Raw genomic sequence first — 19,670 nt, 5'->3', positions numbered from 1 at the left:
CGGCTTCGGCTATTTTGAGTTGCATCAGGGACAGGTGAGATGGGCCGTATCGTTTATTTCTCGAAGATGTTTCAGGCTGTTCCTCACCTGGCGCAGGTAGCTGCCCTGCTACCCGGCACCTTTGTTTCAAGCCGGCGCTCGACGTTGATGGCTGCTCGCAAGCTCTACCCTCAGCTTGAACAGGCTCGGTATTCGAGGTGGCTGGGGCGGTTGGCAATGGGTAACCGGATGTTGAACAACGCCGATGTGATCGTTACTGGATCGCCTTATCGCAGTTTCCTGAAGCCCTATGCGGCGAAGAAGTGTACGGTTTTTCATGGCACCTACATGTTGCTGAGCAAGGATGCGTTGCTCAGCAATGCACATTTCGATCTGCTCTGTGTGATTGGGCCGCGTATGCAGCAGATGATCGACCGGTTTTCCGACCAAGTTAGGGTCAATACCGCTGCGACAGGGTTTCTCCCTTTTTGCGAGTTTCCCGAGCAGTCGCCGGCTCAACGCGAGTCTGTGCTGGTTGGTTTGGGATTGGCAGCGGACCGGCAAACCATACTTTTTACGCCGAGTCGGCGTGGCGTTGGTTCGTGGGATCTGCTGGCAGAAAGCCTGGTGCAGAACGTCCCGTCGCATTTCAATCTCATCTTGCGCCCCCATCCCAGCCAGGCGCTGACCTCGCGCGCGAAGGATCGTGATAGCTTTCGGCGAGTGGCTGCGTTGGTTCAACGGCGCCCGCATACGCTGCTGGACTTAACGTCTTATCCTCTCTCGGCGCTGCTATCCGTGGCGGATTTGGTGGTGTCGGATGCCAACTCTCCGGCCGAGGAGTCACTTTTCTACGATGTGCCGCAACTGTTGATCGAGACCCCCCAACTTTCGCGGGACGTAATGGCCCAAATGGGGCGTGATGAGGGGATGCACCCTGACGACATGGCGCAGCTGTTGACGCTTTACGAGTGTGGGCCCTCGGTATTTGTAAAAGAAGAGGGAGTGGATCTTTCCGTTCCTATCGAAAGAGCTTTGCTGGAGCGAGATGATCGTGCACAGCGGCGTCAGGAGTATTTTTCCTGGGTTTTTGGCCAACGGGATCGTTTGGCAAATCAACGGGTTGCTGAAGCCATATCCGCCAGTCTTCTTGTTAGGTGAACAGTATGTTGAGAGATAAGGTCGTCCTTGTTACCGGTGGGACCGGCTCGTTTGGCAACACATTTGTGCCGATGACCCTGGCCAAGTACAACCCAAAGAAAATCATCATCTTTTCCCGTGACGAGATGAAGCAGTGGGACATGGCCAAGAAGTTCGAGGGCGACAGCCGTGTGCGTTTCTTCATTGGCGACGTGCGAGACAAGGATCGCCTCTACCGAGCCTTGGATGGGGTCGATTATGTGGTGCATGCTGCCGCCACTAAAATCGTGCCGACCGCCGAATACAACCCCTTCGAGTGCGTCAAGACCAACGTTGACGGCGCCATCAACCTGATCGATGCCTGTATCGACAAGGGCATCAAGGGCGTGGTTGCGCTGTCCACCGACAAGGCCAGCAGTCCGATCAACCTGTATGGCGCCACCAAACTGGCTTCTGACAAGCTGTTCGTTGCTGGCAACTCATATTCCGGCGAGCACGGTACCCGCTTTTCGGTGGTGCGCTATGGCAACGTCATGGGGTCACGCGGTTCGGTGATTCCGTTCTTCATGTCCATCAAGGACAAAGGGGTGCTGCCGATCACTGACGAGCGCATGACACGCTTCATGATCTCCCTGGAGGAGGGCGTGGAGCTGGTCTGGCATGCCTTCAACGACATGGAAGGCGGTGAGATCTATGTGAAGAAGATCCCCTCGATGAAGGTCACCGACCTAGCCCGCGTCGTTGCCCCCGAGGCTCGCCAGGAAATCATCGGTATCCGCCCTGGTGAGAAACTGCACGAGCAGATGATCAGTGCCGAGGATGCTTACTACACCTACGAGTATCCCGAGCATTTCAAAATTCTGCCGTCCATTCACAGTTGGGCCACCTGTCTGAAGCGTATCAAGGCCGGCAAGAAGGTCCCGGAGGGCTTCGTCTATGCCAGCAACAACAATAGCGAGTGGATGAGCGACAGTGAACTGCAAGCCTGGATCGAGGCCAATCGCGAAAAGATCGGGAATATTTAATCTCCTAGGCCGACATCGATGCAGTGGTAGGGGCTGTTAATTTTCTTACCCAGGAGCCGATGGTGCCGTGTTTCGATGATGCTGTGGCCCAGTAGGTAGGCACCATCATGCGCCAGTGATACCTAATACATATAGCTTCAGCGATTTTTATAGAGTCGTATAAAGTTTTTTCAAGGGTGCTATTTGCGATTTAGTTCTTTTTGGAGATGAAAAGTCTGTGAAAGTTTTGATGCTTGTGATGGATGAGCAGCGCATCAATCTCGATCATCTGTATGACTCAACTCGCTTGGCTCTTGGTGATTGCGACATCATCCGCTTGAGTAAGTCGCAGCAAAAAAAAATAGGACGGGTACTTCGCCATTGCAACAGTTCGACCTATGACCGTGTAGTGATTTTCTCACGCTTGAAGCGTCTACGACGTCAAGTTGATGTGCTGCGGTGCGTTCCTGGTCTAGTATTTCTGGAACATGACGCTTGCCAGAATTACATGCCGGGAAGTAAATACTATCGCCTTTATTCTCTCTTTTATCGAAAGTTGCCTTGGGCGAGGGTCCTTAGCTCTGGCTTGGGAGTTGCTAAGCGCCTGCGTAGCGAAGGTGTGGATGCGCATTTCATTTCTAAAGGCTACGACGAGCAATTGGTGCTGGATAAAGGTACTGAGCGCGATATTACGGCTGCTTTCCTTGGTAGCGTAAATGGCCATTCCTATGAGGGACGCAGGGAAATGCTGAACTCTATCGCCGCAAGGAGCGAACTGTTGATAACGCGTACCGACTCAGGTCAGCAATATGTGGAGTTGCTTAATCGTATCCGTATCTTCGTCAGTGCTGATGTGGGTATGGGCGAATATATGATTAAGAATTTCGAAGCCATGGCTTGCGGCTGTGCGCTGCTTGCCTGGAGTCAGGGCGAGGAAGAAGATGCGGCTATGGGCTTTAGGGATGGCGATAATGTCATGCTCTATCGCTCTGTCGAGGAGGGAATAGCAAAGCTTGAACGCCTCAAGGAGGACCCCGCTCTAGTGGAACGCATCGCCAGATCGGGACAGGCGTTTGCCCGCCAGCGGTATACCTTCACTCGTGTCGGACGAGATCTGGCGAGGGCAATTATCGAGCCCATGCGGCCTTGGCCAGGATTGACCTTCTGGCAACGGACCTGGGTGCGCATTCGATATGGATTGAGAATCTAGAATGGCAATTAAACTTTACTGGTGCCGTGGCAAGGGGCGTAGCGATCCTAGCCAGCAAAATTTTGGTGATTATCTGTCTCCGCTGCTGGTTGAGATGTTGGCAGGTAAGCCGGTGGTTTACGCACCGATAAATCGGGCAGAGATGATGGCTATTGGCTCAATCTTGCCGAGGGAGCGTAAGGCCAAGCGTTTTTTCTTACCGCATCGCTTGCATATCTGGGGGGCCGGCACGGATGCGCCAGGGCTAAGCTTCTCCGCGCGACATCATTATCATGCGCTACGGGGTGTCAAAAGCTGTGAGCAGGTAATTGGTTTGCGTGGCAGCCCAGCCCTGGGCGATCCGGGGTTGCTGGCCAATCACTGGTGGGGCGGCAAGGCCAGGCCGGCCAAGACTCACAAGGTGGGCATCATTCCGCATTATGTCGATCGCCAGCATCCCGCCATAATTGATGCATCGAAGCAGCCCGGAGTGTTGCTAATTGATGTTTTCTGGCCCGTGGAGGAAGTGCTACGTTCGATACAGGCTTGTGATTTCGTGCTTTCTTCAAGCATGCACGGACTGATCGTGGCGGATGCATTCGAGGTGCCTAATCGACGTCTGCGTCTGTCGAGCGGGCTGATTTCTGATTTCAAATTTGTTGACTACTACTCGGCCTTCTCGCTGAACGAGCCCGAACCCTTATGCTCTTCTGCACTAGAGCGTCTTATACGACAGGATGTGGCTGAGTTGATTGGCGAATATGTGCGTCCGGGGTTATCTGGCTTGCAGGCTGGCCTGCTGCGCTCTTTTCCTTTTTTTTGAGGTTTTCTAATGACGTGGTTTGGCAAGGAGTGGCTGCGCTACGGTCCTTGGTTGTATGCCACACTGTTCGGATTGTTCTGCTTAGCGTTCTATCTACCGCTGTCTTCCAAGGCAATCAATAATATCTTCTATGCTGGCTTGGCCTTACCCTGCCTTGGGTGGTTGCTATTGCGACCGGCTGCCTTGATCGTACTGGTCCGTCCTTTTGGCTGGCTGGTGATACTGCTGGTGGCATTAGTTGCGCTGGATGCGGGCGATGCGGCTGGCCTGAAGAAAGCACTGTATCTGCTGCTTTTTTGCGCCAGCTGCCTGTTATTGCAGGGCCGACGCTGGGATGTGCAGGCGATTTACGATCTATGCGCCTGGATCAGTTTGGGCATTTTGGTATTCATTGCCCTCGACTGGCTATGGATCTGGTTGCAGACTGGAAAATGGGTGCGCTATGGTCACTTTCTTGGCGTGCCGATTAATCCGGTGCACTTCTCATTGCTGATCAGTAATGCACTGATTTTTCTTTGGCTTTTTCGAGTAGCGGATTTATTTGAACGGCGCTCGCCGTTGATCTTGGCAGTCGGGTTGCTGTTGCTGGGTTCTGTCATTTTGTTGTGCGCTACTATATTTCAATCTCGCTCGGCAGTGGCAGGCTTCATCTTGTTCTTTTTCGGTTATTTACTATATCGGCGCATGTTTCTGCTGGGATTGGCGGTGCTTCTTCTATTGGTGGCTCTGTTATATGCCTTGGGCGGTGACGAGTTGCTGCTGCGTCGTGGTTTCAGCTATCGCTTGGATATATGGCTGGATGCTGGGTCGCGCTTGGTCAATCAATGTGGTGTCTGGTTCGGCTGTGGTATCGATGGGTATCGGTTCCTGGGTAGGTTTGAACATCCACATAGTGGTTACTTTGCCATGCTCTACCGCAATGGCCTGTTAGGTGGCTTGTTGTTCAGTCTTTTTGCATTGCTGTGGCTACATTGCGCATGGCGTTTCCGATCGCGTTGGCTACTACTTGCACTGCTTGGCTGGGGCTGCTTGCTGACAACCAGTAATGGTGTGCTGACTTCACCGCAACCGTTATGGATTTATTTTTGGCTGCCAGTGTTTATGGCTGTGGTGGATAGTCAGCGAGGTGCGGTACGGGAATATTTTCAATCACGCTATATTCAGCGCTCAGCGCAGAGTTGATAATGTGCGATCAGGCTGTCGATGGGGAATTCAGTCAACTTGCGCCGGCCCAGATAATGCTTCAGATGCTGGAAATTTCGCTGCACCAGCCAGGGACTGAGAGGCTGGCGTTTACACTGCAAATCCAAGATGTCGATCAAGCCGTGGCCGCCATCCGGTAACAGCAAGATGTTGCCCAAATGCAGGGAGCGGAAGTAGATGCCGCTACGGTGAAGTTGATAGATAAAACTGGCGAGTGCAGGCAGCAGCTGTTCCGCATTTTGGGGGGCTTGAAGATAAAGCTGTTCGATGGATTGTCCGGGAAGGGGTCGATATAGGCAGGCACTGAGTCCTGCTTGCCGACTCAACCAGAGCTGCTCCCGTACCTCGGGAACTGGTATGCCAGCCAGACGTAGCCGCTCGGCATTGTGGGCGAAACGTGAGGCTGCAGGACGCAAACGTGCTAACCAAGGTTGTCGCCGAGTATGAAATATCTTTAGGAACAGACCATCCTCCAGCGCGATTACCTTCGGCCCACGAGCGTCCTTCTCCAGAACCTCACCACTGGCCAACCAATCTTCCAGCTCCTGCGCTGATACAATCCGCATCTTGTTCCTCTAGCCATTTCATGGGGCTTGCCGAATGGCCAATTCTACCCAGCAATCCAGCGTAAAGGTGTATCTGAGGTTGCTGCGCTACGTACTCCCCTATTCGGGCCTGTTCGCAATCAGCATCCTCGGCTTCCTGCTCTTCGCCTCCACCCAGCCCATGCTGGGCTACATCCTCAAGTTCTTCGTCGATGGGCTGAACAACCCGGACGCCAGTTTTTTTGCCCAGGTACCTCATCTCAACGAGCTGGAGTGGCTGGCCGGGCTGAAGCTGCTGCACGCGGTGCCCTTGCTGATCGTGGTCATCGCGCTGTTGCAGGGTGTCGGTTCGTTTCTTGGCAACTATTTCCTCGCCCGCGTCTCGCTGGGATTGGTACATGACCTGCGTGTAGCGCTGTTCAACAACCTGCTGACGCTCCCCAATCGCTACTTCGACAGCCACAACTCCGGGCATCTGATCTCGCGCATCACCTACAACGTGACCATGGTCACCGGAGCGGCGACCGATGCGATCAAGGTGGTGGTGCGCGAGGGTATGACGGTGATCTTTCTGTTCGCGACGCTGCTGTGGATGAACTGGAAGCTGACGCTGGTGATGGTGGCGATCCTGCCGGTGATTGGTGTGATGGTGTCCAGTGCCAGCAAGAAATTTCGCAAGCAGAGCAAGAAAATCCAGGTCGCGATGGGCGATGTCACCCATGTGGCCTCGGAGACCATTCAAGGTTACCGGGTAGTGCGCAGTTTCGGTGGCGAGGCCTACGAGCAGGCGCGTTTTCTCGGGGCGAGTCAGGACAACACCGGCAAGCAGCTGCGCATGGTCAAGACCAACGCAGTTTATACGCCGACGCTGCAGCTGGTGATCTACAGCGCGATGGCAGTGCTGATGTTTCTGGTGCTGTACATGCGCGGCGATGCTTCTGCCGGCGATCTGGTTGCTTACATCACCCTGGCCGGCCTGCTGCCGAAACCAATTCGGCAGCTCTCCGAGGTCAGTTCCACCATACAAAAGGGTGTTTCCGGTGCCGAAAGCATTTTCGAGCAGCTGGACGAAGCCTCGGAAGTCGATGGCGGTACGTTGGAGCGTGAGCGAGTGGCGGGGCGTCTGGAAATCACCGGGCTGAGCTTCGTCTATCCGGGCACCGATAAGCAGGTGCTGCACGACATCAGCTTCAATGTCGAGCCGGGGCAGATGGTTGCGCTGGTCGGCCGTTCGGGCAGTGGCAAATCCACCCTGGCCAATCTTATTCCGCGGTTCTACCACCACGATCAAGGGCAGATTCTGCTCGACGGTGTGGATATTGAGGACTACACGCTGCGCAACCTGCGCCGGCATATCGCTCTGGTGACTCAGCAGGTGACCTTGTTCAACGACACTGTCGCTAACAACATCGCCTACGGCGATCTGGCTGGTGCCCCGTTGGAAAACATCCAGCGCGCGGCTCGCGATGCCTATGCGGACGAGTTCATCCAGCAGATGCCGCAAGGCTACCAGACGCTGGTTGGCGAGAATGGTGTGTTGCTTTCCGGCGGTCAGCGCCAGCGTCTGGCGATCGCCCGCGCGCTGTTGAAGAACGCGCCGGTACTGATCCTCGACGAGGCGACTTCGGCGCTGGACACCGAATCCGAGCGACATATCCAGAGCGCGTTGGACCACGCCATGAGTGGCCGCACCACGCTGGTCATCGCCCATCGTCTAAGCACCATCGAGAAAGCTGATCTGATTCTGGTGATGGAGCAGGGGCGTATCGTCGAGCGCGGCAACCATGCGCAGCTGCTGGCGGCCAACGGTGCTTATGCTCGTTTGCACGAGAAGCAGTTCAAGGACGACGAGCCGGCGTGATCCGCGTGTCTGCTGGGCCGCGCGAGCCGCGGCGCGCCGGCATGCTATGATCCGCGGCGTTTTCCAGCGCCCCGGAGCCCTCTCAATGAAGCTGTCCATGCCCCGTTTCGACCAAGCCCCCGTCCTGGTGGTGGGTGACGTCATGCTCGATCGCTACTGGCATGGCGGCACGTCGCGCATTTCACCGGAGGCGCCGGTGCCGGTGGTCAAGGTCGAGCAGATCGAGGATCGCCCCGGTGGTGCGGCGAACGTTGCGTTGAACATCGCCGCGCTGGGCGCGCCTGCCCGGCTGATCGGAGTGACCGGCCAGGATGAAGCGCGTCAGAGCCTGGTCGACAGCCTCGCTGCCGCCGGCGTTGAAGCGCATTTCCAATGCATCGAGCACCAGCCGACCATCGTCAAGCTGCGCGTCATGAGCCGTCATCAGCAATTGCTGCGCATGGATTTCGAGGAGCCGTTCGATACCGATCCGGCCGCGATCCTGGCCGAGGTCGAGGCGCTGCTGGCCGGGGTCAAGGTGCTGGTGCTGTCCGACTACGGCAAGGGCGCGCTGAAGAATCATCAGGCGCTGATCCAGGCCGCTCGGCGGCGCGGGATTCCGGTATTGGCCGATCCCAAGGGCAAGGATTTCGAGATCTATCGTGGTGCGTCGTTGATCACGCCGAACCTCGGCGAATTCGAGGCGATCGTCGGGCATTGCGCCGATGAGGCCGAGCTGGTCGCCAAGGGCGCCGAGCTGATGCGCCGCCTGCAGCTGGACGCCCTGCTGGTGACCCGCGGCGAGCACGGCATGACCCTGCTGCGTCCCGAACACGCCGCGCTGCATCTGCCGGCGCGGGCGCGCGAGGTGTTCGATGTGACCGGCGCCGGCGATACCGTGATTTCCACACTGGCCGCTGCGCTGGCCGCCGGTGCCGAGCTGCCGCAGGCCGTTGCGTTGGCCAACCTGGCCGCCAGCATCGTGGTCGCCAAGCTGGGCACCGCCTGTGTCAGCGCGCCTGAGCTACGCCGCGCGATCCAGCGCGAGGAAGGCTCCGGGCGCGGCATGATGACGGTGGAGCAACTGCTCACCGTGGTCGAGGATGCCCGCGCCCAGGGCGAGAAGATCGTCTTCACCAACGGCTGCTTCGACATTCTGCACGCCGGTCACGTGACCTATCTGGAGCAGGCGCGTGCCCAGGGCGACCGGCTGATCGTCGCGGTCAACGACGACGCCTCGGTCAGCCGCCTGAAGGGGCCGGGCCGGCCGATCAACAGCGTCGACCGGCGCATGGCGGTGCTCGCCGGTCTGGAGGCGGTGGATTGGGTGGTGTGCTTCGCTGAGGACACCCCCGAGGCGCTGCTGGCTCAGGTACGCCCCGATGTGCTGGTCAAGGGGGGCGACTACGGTGTCGATCAGGTGGTCGGCGCCGAGCTGGTCCGCGCCTATGGCGGCGAGGTGCGTGTGCTGGGGCTGGTAGAGAACAGCTCGACCACCGCCATCGTCGAGAAGATCCGCAAGGCCTAGCTGCCGCGCCCGGCCGTCGCCACTCAGCGCGCGACGGCCAGGGCGCGGCCGATCCACCAGTCCTTCCAGCGAATGCGCTCGTCGCGCACCACCCAGCCGTCCTGCGGCGCGAAACTTTCCGACAGCCACAGTCCGCGGGTCGCCACCGGGCTCAGACGGCCGTTGTGCAGCTGTAGCAGCTGCTCCTGCGGCTCGCCATGCTGCAGCGGAATCAGGTAGAGATCGGCCTGACTGCGATCCAGTCGGGCGACCAGTTCGCCGTCCTCGAGGCGCTCGTCGACATGGAACAGGCTTGGCCGATGCACGTCCTTCGGCACTTCCAGACGCATGTCGTAAACCAGCTGCAATGAGGCCGTGGGCAAGTGCACATAGGCACGTGGGCGCTCCATCAGCACCCGCTCGCTGCAGTGCACGGGTCGTGTGGCGCCGGTCAGCGAGGCGAGTGAGAAGTGCGGTGTTTCGCGGTACTGCAGCGGGCCTTCGTATGGCGCCGGCAGCCAGGTATCGCCGAAGCGACCGCTCAGCCAGCCTTCCGGGGTTTCCAGCAGGCACTCCTCGGCAATTTCCTGAATGGCGGTGAGCAGCGGCAGGTTGAGTTCGTGAGCCGGCACGTAGCCGGAGATCAGCTTGAGTACCACGTCGCCGCGATCCAGCCGTTGCTGGCGTACCAGCACCCAGTATTCGCGATCCTGCCAGCCGAGGGTGAGGCGCACCGAAACGCCCAGATTGGCCAGCTCGAGGGCGAAGCGGTGGGTGCTGGGGACCTCGACCGGGCGCCGACGCTCGATGACTTCGCCGAAGTTCAGCGGCCGGCCCAGGCTCTGGTAATTGAGGCGGTCCGGGTTGGCCTCGACGTACAGCGGCAGCGTCTTGAAGGCGGTGGGGCTCTTGCGCAGCAGAACGGTCGGCATGCGGTTCCTCCTGGCGGCGAATTCGGCAGTAGCAGCCTTGGGCGGAGGAAACAGCCTAGCCCAGGCGTGCCTCAGTTGCCCGTCAGTACGGCGGCGGCGGTGCGCACGTTGTCGATCAGATGCTGCGGGTTGATGGTGCCGATGATCGCCGCGCCGACGCCGGGGTGGCCGAACAGCAGCTCGAAGCTGCGTCGCACCGGGTCCTCGCCTGGCCGTAGGCAGGCGTGGCCGCTGGCCAGCGCCTTCTTGATCAGGATGCCCTTGGCGTGGGCGGCGGCGTAGTCGAGCACCGGGCGTTCGGCCTGCTCGTTAAGGTTGTAGGTGACCATCGCGCAATCGCCGTCCTGCAGCGCCAGCAGGCCGCCCTCGACGGTCTTGCCGGAGAGCCCGTAGGCGAGAATCTTGCCCTCGCGCTTGAGCTCGGCGAGTGTCTGGTAGACCTCGGTGTGGCGCAGGATATCCACGTCGTTGCCGTCCGAGTGCACCAGCACCAGGTCGATGCGGTCGGTGCGCAGGCGCGCGAGGCTGCGGTCCACCGAGAAGCGCGTGTGCGCGGCGGAGAAATCGAAGCGCGACTGGCCGTTGTCGAACTCCTCGCCGACCTTGCTGACGATCACCCAGTCGTCGCGCTGGCCGGCCAGCAACGGGCCCAGGCGCTCCTCGCTGACGCCGTAGGCCGGAGCGGTGTCGATCAGGTTGATGCCCAGCTCGCGGGCCAGCGCCAGCAGTCGGCGGGCCTGCGCGTCGTCGGGAATAGCGAAGCCGCTGGGATATTTCACGCCCTGATCGCGGCCCAGCTTGACCGTGCCCAGGCCCAGCGGGGAGATCGTCAGTCCGGTGCTGCCGAGCGGCCGATGCAGGTCATGCAGCGTGGCGCTCATAGCAGACCCTCCCAGAACGGACCGCTGACCGGCGGTCGCGGCAGCGCCGGCAGGGGCGGATGGTTGCCCGGGCGGATGCCGTCGCGGGCGAGGGCAGCTTCGACGCGGTCGGAGAAGTCCGGTGACAGTGCCAGCTTGGTCGGCCAGCCGACCAAAAGTCGGCCCTGTTCGGCAAGGAAGGCGTTGTCCGGGCGCGCCAGGCTGGACTGTGCCGGCTCGGCACGGTCGATCCGCAGCGTGGCCCAGCGCGCGGTGGACAGGTCGATCCACGGCACCAGTTCGGCCAGTTCCTGTTGTGCTGCGGCGATCTGCGCGGCCTCGTCGCGCGCCACGCCGGCGGCTTCGGCCAGGTCGCCGCCGAGATACCAGACCCATTCGCCGTCTGCGGCCGGATGGCTGGTCACGGTGAGCCGCGGCTTGCTGCCGCCGCCCAGGCAATGCGCGTAGAGCGGTTTGAGCGTCGGCGCCTTGAGCATGACCATGTGTAGCGGTCGGCGCTGCATGGCCGGCTGCTGCAGGCCGACGGCGGCGAGCAGCTCGGCGGTGCCGCCGCCGGCGCTGAAGACGATGCGTTGTGCGCGGATGGCGCGGCCGTCGACGCGCAGGCCGACCAGCTCGCCGTCCTCGTGCAGCGGCTCGATCCGCTCACCGGCCAGCAGGCTGTCGCCGGCCAGTTCCGCCAGGCGCGCGATCAGGCTCGGCACGTCGAGCACCAGCTCGCTGAGGCGGTACACCTTGCCCTTGAACTGCGCATGCTGCAGTGCCGGCGGCAGCGCATCGCCCTTGACCTGGCCGACCCGCGAGCGCACCGCCTTGCTGGCGAAGAAGCTGGTGAGATTGCCGGCCAGCGTGCCCGGCGACCACAGGTAGTGCGCATCGGACAGCAGCCGCACGCCGGTCAGATCCAGCTCGCCCTGGCCGTCGAGCGCCTCGCGCCAGCGGCGTGGCATGTCGGCGATGGCTTCCGAGGCGCCGGTCAGCGCGCCGTGCAGCGCATACTTGGTGCCGCCGTGGATGATGCCCTGGGATTTCACGCTCTGCCCGCCGCCCAGTGCGCCTTTGTCGACGAGCAGAGTGGCGAAGCCCAGGCGGCGCAGGCGGGCATTGAGCCAGAGACCGGCGACACCGCCGCCGACGATGAGGACGTCGGTGCTGAGGGATTCGGACATGGCGCGACCTCGCAGGAAAACAGGGCGGCAGTATAACTGGCGACGGCATTGGCGCAGCCACCGGCTGGGTACCGCCGTGCCCACCTGCCGGATTCGCCGCGCCGGGGCATGCGCGCCGCACTCGCTGCCGTGACGGGCGTTTGCGCTACCGCCGCCTCCGTTTTGCAGCGGTTTCCGCTACCATGCCGCTTTCGTTGCGCCGGGACAGAAGCGATGGAGTTTCTGCTGTATCTGCTGTTGGGAAGCGGTGCCGGCGTGCTGGCCGGGCTGTTCGGCGTGGGCGGCGGGCTGATCATCGTGCCGGTGCTGGTGCTCAGCTTCGGTGCCCAGGGGTTCTCGCCGGAGGTGCTGACGCATCTGGCGGTCGGTACGTCGCTGGCCACCATCGTCTTTACCTCGATCAATTCGATTCTCACCCACCACCGCAAGGGCGCGGTGCGCTGGCCGATGGTGCTGTGGATGACCATCGGCATCCTGCTCGGCGCGGCGCTCGGCAGCCTGACGGCCGCGGCGCTGCAGGGCGCGATGCTGCAGCGCATCATCGGCATCTTTGCCATCGTGATGGCGGTGCAGATGGCCTTTGACCTGCGTCCCAAGGCCAGCACCGGCCAGCCCGGCAAGCCCGGGTTGTCGCTCGCCGGCGTGGTGATCGGCTGGGCGTCGGCGATCTTCGGTATCGGCGGCGGTTCGCTGTCGGTGCCCTACCTGTCCTGGCGCGGCCTGCCGATGCAGCAGGCGGTGGCGACCTCGGCGGCCTGCGGCCTGCCGATCGCTCTGGCTGGGGCTGTGAGTTTCATCGTTGTCGGCTGGCAGACGCCCGACCTTCCCGAGTGGAGTCTGGGCTTCGTCTATCTGCCGGCCGTGCTCGGTATTGCAGCGACGAGCATGTTCTTCGCCCGCCTCGGTGCTCGGCTGGCGCATCGCCTTTCGCCGCGCGTGTTGCGGCTGCTGTTCGCGCTGCTGCTGCTGAGTGTCGGTACCCATTTCTTGATTTGAGGAATCACCATGCTGGCTTACCCGCAGATTGATCCGGTGGCGGTTGCCATCGGCCCGTTGCAGATTCACTGGTACGGGCTGATGTATCTGATCGGCATCGGCGGCGCCTGGTGGCTGGCCTCCGGGCGCGTCGCGCGCTTCGCCCCCGAGTGGCCGAAGGACAAGCTTTCCGACCTGGTGTTCTGGGTGGCGATGGGGGTGATCGTCGGTGGCCGCCTGGGTTATGTGCTGTTCTACGACCTGGCCGCTTACCTCAATCAGCCAAGCCTGATTCTGCAAGTATGGAAGGGCGGCATGTCGTTCCACGGCGGGTTGCTCGGCGTGCTGCTGTGCACCTGGATCTTCGCCCGGCGCAACGGCAAGAGCTTCTTCGAGCTGATGGACTTCATCGCGCCGCTGGTGCCGATCGGCCTGGGCGCCGGGCGCATCGGCAACTTCATCAACGCCGAGCTGTGGGGCAAGGCGACCGACGTGCCCTGGGCGATGGTCTTCCCGACCGATCCGCAACAGCTGGCGCGGCATCCGTCGCAGCTCTACCAGTTCGCCCTGGAGGGCGTGGCGCTGTTCGTCATCCTCTGGATCTACTCGCGCAAGCCGCGCCCGACCATGGCGGTGTCCGGCCTGTTCGCGGTGTGCTACGGCATCTTCCGTTTCATCGTCGAGTTCGTCCGCGTGCCGGATGCGCAGCTCGGCTACCTGGCCTTCGGCTGGCTGACGATGGGGCAGGTGCTCTGCGTGCCGATGATTCTGCTGGGCGTCGGCATGATTGCCTGGGCCTACAAGCACAACCCGCGCAAGGCCATCGCCTGACCGTCCGGCTCCGCCGGCGCGACAAGCGCGGCGGGGCCTCTTACCATTGCCCCTTTTTCCAGTTCCGAGCCCGCGATGAAACAGTACCTCGACCTCATGCGCCACGTGCGCGAGCACGGCACCTTCAAGAGCGACCGCACCGGCACCGGCACCTATTCGGTGTTCGGCTACCAGATGCGTTTCAACCTGGCCGACGGCTTCCCGCTGGTGACCACCAAGAAGTGCCACCTGCGCTCGATCATTCACGAACTGCTGTGGTTCCTGAAGGGCGACACCAACATCGGCTACCTGAAGGAAAACGGCGTATCGATCTGGGACGAGTGGGCCGACGAGAACGGCGACCTCGGCCCGGTCTACGGTTATCAGTGGCGCAGCTGGCCGGGGCCGAACGGCGAGTCGGTCGACCAGATCGCCAACCTGCTGCAGATGATCAAAAAGAATCCGGATTCGCGCCGGCTGATCGTCTCGGCCTGGAACCCGGCCCTGGTCGAGCAGGCCGCGCTGCCGCCCTGTCATGCGCTGTTCCAGTTCTACGTCGCCGACGGCAAGTTGAGCTGCCAGCTGTACCAGCGCTCGGCTGACATCTTCCTCGGCGTGCCCTTCAACATCGCCAGCTACGCGCTGCTGACGCTGATGATCGCCCAGGTCTGTGGTCTGCAGCCCGGCGAGTTCATCTGGAGCGGCGGCGACTGCCACCTCTACGTCAACCATCTGGAGCAGGCCGACCTGCAGCTGTCGCGCGAGCCGCTGCCGTTGCCGACGATGAAGCTCAACCCCGCCGTGCAGGACCTGTTCGCCTTCCGCTTCGAGGATTTCGAGCTGGTCGGCTACCAGAGCCATCCGCACATCAAGGCGCCAGTCGCCGTCTGACGTGCGTGGCGGACGCCTCAGTCCTCGTCGTCGCGCCGGGTTAGCCGGCGGCCGAAGCGCGAGGCATAGAACTCGCCGATCATGCCGCGGCGGAACACCAGCACGCAGATCATGAAGATGACCCCGGTGACCAGCGTCACCGGCAGCTCCGACGTGGCGAAGTAGTTGCCCAGCCCCGTGACCAGCGCCGCGCCGAATGCCGGGCCGATCAGCGTGCCGATGCCGCCGAGCAGGGTCATCAGCACCACCTCGCCGGACATCTGCCAGCTGACGTCGGTGAGCGTGGCGAACTGGAACACCAGCGCCTTGAGCCCGCCGGCCAGCCCCGCCAGCGCCGCCGACATGACGAACGCGCCGAGCTTGTAGCGCGCCACCGAGTAGCCGAGCGAGATCGCGCGGTTCTCGTTCTCGCGGATCGAGCGCAGGATCATGCCGTACGGCGAGTGGATCACCCGCCAGATCACCAGCAGGCCGGCGAGGAACACCGTCAGCACGAAGAAGTACATGTACAGCGGCTCGGCGAGATCGAGCAGGCCGAACAGCCGGCCGCGGGGGATGTTCTGGATGCCGTCCTCGCCGTGGGTGAACGGCGCCTGCAGGCAGAAGAAGAAGAACATCTGCGACAGCGCCAGGGTGATCATCGTCGAGTAGATGCCCTGGCGGCGAATCGCCAGGAAGCCGATCACCAGCCCGAGCAGCGCGGCGCCAGCAACGCCGACCAGGATGCCCAGTTCCGGCGTCAGCCCCCACTCCTTCACCGCATGAGCGGTGAAATACGCTCCGCCGCCGAAGAACGCCGCGTGCCCGAACGAGAGGATGCCGGTATAGCCGAGCAGCAGGTTGAAGGCGCAGGCGAACAGCGCGAAGCACAGCACCTTCATGATGAAGATCGGATAGAAATAGAACGGCGCCAGCACCAGCGCCAGCACCCCGACGCCGATCAGCAGGGTTTCCAGACGCAGCGCCGGGCGCTTGGTCGTGACGATGCGGGTTTGACTGTTCATCCGGCGTCCCTCCCCATCAGGCCGGCGGGGCGGACCAGCAGTACGATCGCCATGATCACGAAGATCACGATGTTGGAGGCTTCGGGGTAGAACACCTTGGTCAGCCCCTCGAGGATGCCGAGCATGTAGCCGGTAAGGATCGCGCCGAGGATCGAGCCCATGCCGCCGACCACCACCACGGCGAACACCACGATGATCAGGTTCGAGCCCATCAGCGGGCTGACCTGGTAGATCGGCGCGGCGAGCATGCCCGCGAGGCCGGCCAGCGCCGCGCCCATGCCATAGGTGAAGGTCAGCAGCAGCGGCACGTTGATGCCGAAGGTGCGCACCAGCGTGGGGTTCTCCGTGGCCGCGCGCAGGTAGGCGCCCAGCTTGGTTTTCTCGATCAGCAGCCAGCTGGCGATGCAGATCACCAAGGATGCCAGCACCACCCAGGCGCGGTACTTGGGCAGGAACATGAAGCCCAGGTTGTAGCCGCCGGCCAGCTCCTTCGGCACCGCATAGGGTTGCCCGGACGAGCCGTAGAAATAGCGGAACGCGCCTTCCAGCGCCAGCGCCAGGCCGAAGGTGAACAGCAGCCCGTAGAGGTGATCGAGGTTGTATAGCCGCGACAGTGCCAGCCGCTCGACCAGCGCGCTGCCCAGGCCGACGATCAGCGGCGCGAGGATCAATGCCGGCCAGTAGCCGATACCCAACGTGGCCAACAGCAGGTAGCCGGCGAAGGCGCCGATCATGTACTGCGCGCCGTGGGCGAAGTTGATGATCTTCAGCATGCCGAAGATGATCGCCAGGCCGAGGCTGAGCATGGCGTAGAACGAACCGTTGATCAGGCCGATCAGCAGCTGGCCGAGAAACGCCTGGATCGGTACATCGAAGATCGTCGTCATCAGACCCCCAGGGCGTCGTTGAGCGTCGCCATGCGGCCGGGCAGTTCGGCGACGGCGAAGCGGTCGATCACCGTGCCGTGGTCGACCACGTAGAAGCGATCGGCGACCTTGCTGGCGAAGCGAAAATTCTGTTCCACCAGCAGGATGGTCATGCCGCGCTGCTTGAGCGTCTGCAGCACCTCGCCGATGCGCTGGACAATCACCGGCGCCAGGCCTTCGGTGGGCTCGTCGAGCAGCAACAGGCGCGCGCCGGTGCGCAGGATGCGCGCCATCGCCAGCATCTGTTGCTCACCGCCGGAGAGCTTGGTGCCGGGGCTCTTGCGGCGCTCCTCGAGGTTGGGGAACAACTGGTAGATCTCCGCCAGCGTCATGCCGCCCTTGGCGATCACCGGCGGCAGGGTGAGGTTCTCCTCCACCGTCAGCGTGGAAAAGATGCCGCGCTCCTCCGGCACGTAGCCGATGCCGTGGCGCGCGGTGCGATGCAGCGGCACGTGCAGCATGTCCTTGCCGTCGAAGCGGATGCTGCCGCTGCGCTTGCGGATAATGCCGACGATGGCGCGCAGCGCGGTGGTCTTGCCCACACCGTTGCGCCCGAGCAGGGTCACGGTTTCGCCCTGCTGCACGTCCAGGTCGATGCCGTGCAGCGCATGGCTCTCGCCATACCAGGCGTTGAGATCGCGCACGCTGAGCAGCGCTTCAGTCATCTTCGGTCCCCATGTAGGCCACCCGCACGCGCTCGTCCTGACTGACGCTGCGGTAATCGCCGGAGGTGAGAATTTCGCCGCGTTGCAGCACGGTCACCTGATGGCAGAGATCGGCAACCACCTTGAGGTTGTGCTCGACCATCAGCACCGCGCGCTCGGTGGCCACCTCGCGGATGATGTCGGCCACCACGTGCACATCCTCGTGGCCCATGCCGGCCAGCGGCTCGTCGAGCAGCAGCACCTTGGGCTCCAGCGCCAGCGTGGTGGCCAGCTCCAGCACGCGCTTGCGCCCGTAGGACAGATCGGCCGCCGGCTCGTGACGGCGGTCAGCCAGTCCCACGGATTCGAGCAGCTGCATGGCGCGGCCGTTGAGCCGGTTGAGCGAGCGCAGCGGCAGCCAGCACTGGCTGGCCAGCCCGTTTGGGCGCTGCAACGCCACGCGCACGTTGTCCAGCACCGAGAGGTGCGGGAACACCGCGGAGATCTGGAACGAGCGCACCAGCCCCATGCGCGCCACCTTGGCCGGATCGGTGCGGGTGATGTCCTGATCGAGCAGATGGATGCTGCCGGCGGTGGGCTGCAGGAACTTGGTCAGCAGGTTGAACACCGTGGTCTTGCCTGCGCCGTTGGGGCCGATCAGCGCATGCACCCGCGCATGGCGCACGTCGAGGTCGACGTTGTTGACCGCGACAAAGCCGCCGAACTCCTTGCGTAGGCCACGCGCCGCAAGCAGCACCGGATGCGCTTGCGGCGTCGCGGGCGCCTCTGGCCGTGCCGCCGCTGCGCTCATTGCCCGACCAGCTCGCAGCCGCTGTCGGCCGGCTTGAGGTAGGCCTCGTCGCCCGGCACGGTGGCCAGCACCTTGTAATAGTCCCAGTCGCGCTTGCTTTCCTCCGGCTTTTTCACCTCCATCAGGTAGACGTCGCTGATCAGCCGGCCGTTGGCGCCGACCTTGGCGTTGCGTGCGAAGACGTCGTCGACCGGCATCTCGTGCATCGCCTTGGCCACCGGCTCGGTGGCGTCGCTGCCGACCTTGTCGATCGCCTTGAGATACTGCATGACCCCGGAGTAGGTGCCGGCATGGATCATGTTGGGCATGCGCCCGGTGCGCTTGAAGAAGCGCTCGCCGAACTCGCGGGATTGGTCGTCACGGTCCCAGTAGAAGCTCTCGGTAAGGGTCAGCCCCTGCGCGGCGTCGAGGCCCAGGCCGTGTACCTCGGCGAGGGTGAACAGCAGCGCGGCGAGGCGCTGGCCGCCGGCGACGATGCCGAACTCCGCGGCCTGCTTGATGCTGTTGGCGGTATCCAGGCCGGCGTTGGCCAGACCGATGACCTTGGCGCCGGACGACTGCGCCTGCAGCAGGAAGGACGAATAATCTGTGGTGGCCAGCGGGTGGCGCACTGCGCCCTTGACCTCGCCGCCCTTGGATTTGACGAACTTGGCGGTCTGCTCCTCCAACGAGTAGCCGAAGGCGTAGTCGGCGGTGAGGAAGTACCAGCTGTCGCCGCCCTGGGACACCAGCGCGCCGCCGGTGCCGACCGCCAGCGCATGGGTGTCGTAGGCCCAGTGGAAGCCGTAGGGCGAGCACTGCTTGCCGGTCAGCTCGGTGGTGGCGGCGCCGGTGACCAGGTTGATCTTCTTCTTGCTCTTGGAAATGCCCTGCACCGCCAGCGCCACGGAGGAGGTGGTCAGCTCCATGATCGCGTCCACCTGCTCGCGGTCGTACCACTGTCGCGCGATGTTGGAGGCGATGTCCGGCTTGTTCTGGTGGTCGGCGGTGACGATCTCGATCGGCATGCCCTGCACCTTGCCGCCGAAGTCCTCGGCGGCCATCTTCGCCGCCTCGTACGACCATTTGCCGCCGAAGTCGGCATACACCCCCGACTGGTCGTTGAGGATGCCGATCTTCACCTTGCCGTCGGAAATCTCGGCGGCGGATGCCGGGGTGGCGAGTGCGGCCGCGAGGGTTGCTGTTGCGATGGCGGAAAGTCTCATGCAGGTCTCCTTACGTGCGGAGCCGCGGCGCAGTGGTTCACTGGCCCGGCAGGGAAGAGAATCGAAGCGGCAAGCGGACGGGTGCCCAGCGGCGGCCGCGCAGGTCCATGGAGGACGGCGCGATTGGGGCGCAGCCTGGAACGGGTGGGTGACGTAATAGCGCGGCAGCGCTCGCTCGGAGGCGGCGCGTCG

Annotated in this window: 19 protein-coding genes; 10 read left to right on the top strand and 9 right to left on the bottom strand. The window is 62.4% G+C overall.

Features of this window, described 5'->3' with window-relative positions; all coding sequences use genetic code 11:
• Positions 1–39: 39 nt before the first annotated feature.
• From HU825_RS03195 to HU825_RS03175, 5 genes are all read left to right on the top strand, one after another.
• The gene (locus HU825_RS03195) at positions 40–1,140 is read left to right on the top strand and encodes a hypothetical protein (protein ID WP_234302891.1); all 1,101 of its coding nucleotides are present in this window, start codon (positions 40–42) and stop codon (positions 1,138–1,140) included.
• Positions 1,141–1,145: 5 nt separating this feature from the next.
• Positions 1,146–2,144 carry a UDP-N-acetylglucosamine 4,6-dehydratase (inverting) gene (pseB, locus tag HU825_RS03190; protein WP_234302890.1) on the top strand — a complete coding sequence of 333 codons (999 nt, stop codon included), beginning with the start codon at positions 1,146–1,148 and terminating at the stop codon, positions 2,142–2,144.
• A 217-nt stretch (positions 2,145–2,361) separates the two neighbouring features.
• Positions 2,362–3,333 carry a glycosyltransferase family protein gene (locus HU825_RS03185; protein ID WP_234302889.1) on the top strand — a complete coding sequence of 324 codons (972 nt, stop codon included), beginning with the start codon at positions 2,362–2,364 and terminating at the stop codon, positions 3,331–3,333.
• Position 3,334: 1 nt separating this feature from the next.
• Positions 3,335–4,135: a polysaccharide pyruvyl transferase family protein gene (locus tag HU825_RS03180; protein ID WP_102827930.1), complete on the top strand. Its 801-nt coding sequence runs from the start codon at positions 3,335–3,337 to the stop codon at positions 4,133–4,135.
• Between the two features lie 9 nt (positions 4,136–4,144).
• Entirely contained in the window at positions 4,145–5,317 is a 1,173-nt protein-coding gene (locus HU825_RS03175) for a hypothetical protein (RefSeq protein ID WP_234302888.1), read from the top strand.
• Here HU825_RS03175 and HU825_RS03170 read toward each other — a convergent pair.
• The gene (locus HU825_RS03170; RefSeq protein ID WP_102827928.1) at positions 5,296–5,904 is read right to left on the bottom strand and encodes a lipopolysaccharide kinase InaA family protein; all 609 of its coding nucleotides are present in this window, start codon (positions 5,902–5,904) and stop codon (positions 5,296–5,298) included. The two genes, HU825_RS03175 and HU825_RS03170, sit on opposite strands and share 22 nt — an antisense overlap.
• A gap of 34 nt (positions 5,905–5,938) precedes the next feature.
• Between HU825_RS03170 and msbA the strand changes: the two genes are divergently transcribed.
• Positions 5,939–7,744, top strand: coding sequence for a lipid A export permease/ATP-binding protein MsbA (gene msbA, locus HU825_RS03165; RefSeq protein ID WP_234302887.1), 1,806 nt, complete (start codon positions 5,939–5,941; stop codon positions 7,742–7,744).
• 85 nt (positions 7,745–7,829) lie between these two features.
• Positions 7,830–9,251 (top strand): bifunctional D-glycero-beta-D-manno-heptose-7-phosphate kinase/D-glycero-beta-D-manno-heptose 1-phosphate adenylyltransferase HldE, encoded by a 1,422-nt coding sequence (gene hldE / locus HU825_RS03160; RefSeq protein WP_234302886.1) that lies wholly within the window; start codon positions 7,830–7,832, stop codon positions 9,249–9,251.
• Positions 9,252–9,274: 23 nt separating this feature from the next.
• Here hldE and HU825_RS03155 read toward each other — a convergent pair whose 3' ends face one another.
• From HU825_RS03155 to HU825_RS03145, 3 genes are all read right to left on the bottom strand, one after another.
• Entirely contained in the window at positions 9,275–10,162 is an 888-nt protein-coding gene (locus HU825_RS03155) for a metal ABC transporter ATPase (RefSeq protein ID WP_234302885.1), read from the bottom strand.
• Between the two features lie 71 nt (positions 10,163–10,233).
• A complete protein-coding gene (locus HU825_RS03150; protein WP_234302884.1) occupies positions 10,234–11,043 on the bottom strand; it encodes an aldo/keto reductase in 810 nt (269 codons plus the stop codon).
• Complete coding sequence (locus tag HU825_RS03145) at positions 11,040–12,212, bottom strand: NAD(P)/FAD-dependent oxidoreductase (protein WP_234302883.1); 1,173 nt, start codon at positions 12,210–12,212, stop codon at positions 11,040–11,042. Before HU825_RS03145 ends, HU825_RS03150 begins: the two co-directional genes overlap by 4 nt.
• Before the next feature lie 213 nt (positions 12,213–12,425).
• On the opposite strand from HU825_RS03145, the gene HU825_RS03140 reads away from it, so the two are divergent.
• The 3 genes from HU825_RS03140 (at position 12,426) to HU825_RS03130 (ending at position 14,888) form a co-directional block, all read left to right on the top strand.
• Positions 12,426–13,208, top strand: a complete 783-nt coding sequence (locus HU825_RS03140; protein WP_234302882.1) for a sulfite exporter TauE/SafE family protein — start codon at positions 12,426–12,428, stop codon at positions 13,206–13,208.
• Between the two features lie 9 nt (positions 13,209–13,217).
• Positions 13,218–14,018: a prolipoprotein diacylglyceryl transferase gene (gene lgt / locus HU825_RS03135; protein WP_077682182.1), complete on the top strand. Its 801-nt coding sequence runs from the start codon at positions 13,218–13,220 to the stop codon at positions 14,016–14,018.
• A gap of 75 nt (positions 14,019–14,093) precedes the next feature.
• Positions 14,094–14,888: a thymidylate synthase gene (locus tag HU825_RS03130; RefSeq protein WP_234302881.1), complete on the top strand. Its 795-nt coding sequence runs from the start codon at positions 14,094–14,096 to the stop codon at positions 14,886–14,888.
• A 17-nt stretch (positions 14,889–14,905) separates the two neighbouring features.
• Here HU825_RS03130 and HU825_RS03125 read toward each other — a convergent pair whose 3' ends face one another.
• The 5 genes from HU825_RS03125 to HU825_RS03105 are packed head-to-tail and all read right to left on the bottom strand — an operon-like array spanning position 14,906 to position 19,478.
• The gene (locus HU825_RS03125; protein ID WP_043295481.1) at positions 14,906–15,892 is read right to left on the bottom strand and encodes a branched-chain amino acid ABC transporter permease; all 987 of its coding nucleotides are present in this window, start codon (positions 15,890–15,892) and stop codon (positions 14,906–14,908) included.
• Positions 15,889–16,779 carry a branched-chain amino acid ABC transporter permease gene (locus HU825_RS03120; RefSeq protein ID WP_008569569.1) on the bottom strand — a complete coding sequence of 297 codons (891 nt, stop codon included), beginning with the start codon at positions 16,777–16,779 and terminating at the stop codon, positions 15,889–15,891. The genes HU825_RS03125 and HU825_RS03120 overlap by 4 nt, the downstream gene beginning before the upstream one ends.
• Positions 16,779–17,483 carry an ABC transporter ATP-binding protein gene (locus HU825_RS03115; RefSeq protein WP_008569570.1) on the bottom strand — a complete coding sequence of 235 codons (705 nt, stop codon included), beginning with the start codon at positions 17,481–17,483 and terminating at the stop codon, positions 16,779–16,781. Before HU825_RS03115 ends, HU825_RS03120 begins: the two co-directional genes overlap by 1 nt.
• Entirely contained in the window at positions 17,476–18,273 is a 798-nt protein-coding gene (locus tag HU825_RS03110; RefSeq protein WP_008569572.1) for an ABC transporter ATP-binding protein, read from the bottom strand. Before HU825_RS03110 ends, HU825_RS03115 begins: the two co-directional genes overlap by 8 nt.
• Positions 18,270–19,478 (bottom strand): ABC transporter substrate-binding protein, encoded by a 1,209-nt coding sequence (locus tag HU825_RS03105; protein WP_077682181.1) that lies wholly within the window; start codon positions 19,476–19,478, stop codon positions 18,270–18,272. The genes HU825_RS03110 and HU825_RS03105 overlap by 4 nt, the downstream gene beginning before the upstream one ends.
• Positions 19,479–19,670 lie beyond the last annotated feature (192 nt).

It is taken from the genome of Pseudomonas phenolilytica (assembly GCF_021432765.1).
GTDB lineage: Bacteria > Pseudomonadota > Gammaproteobacteria > Pseudomonadales > Pseudomonadaceae > Stutzerimonas > Stutzerimonas phenolilytica.
This window is presented reverse-complemented; position numbering and strand designations above follow the sequence as displayed.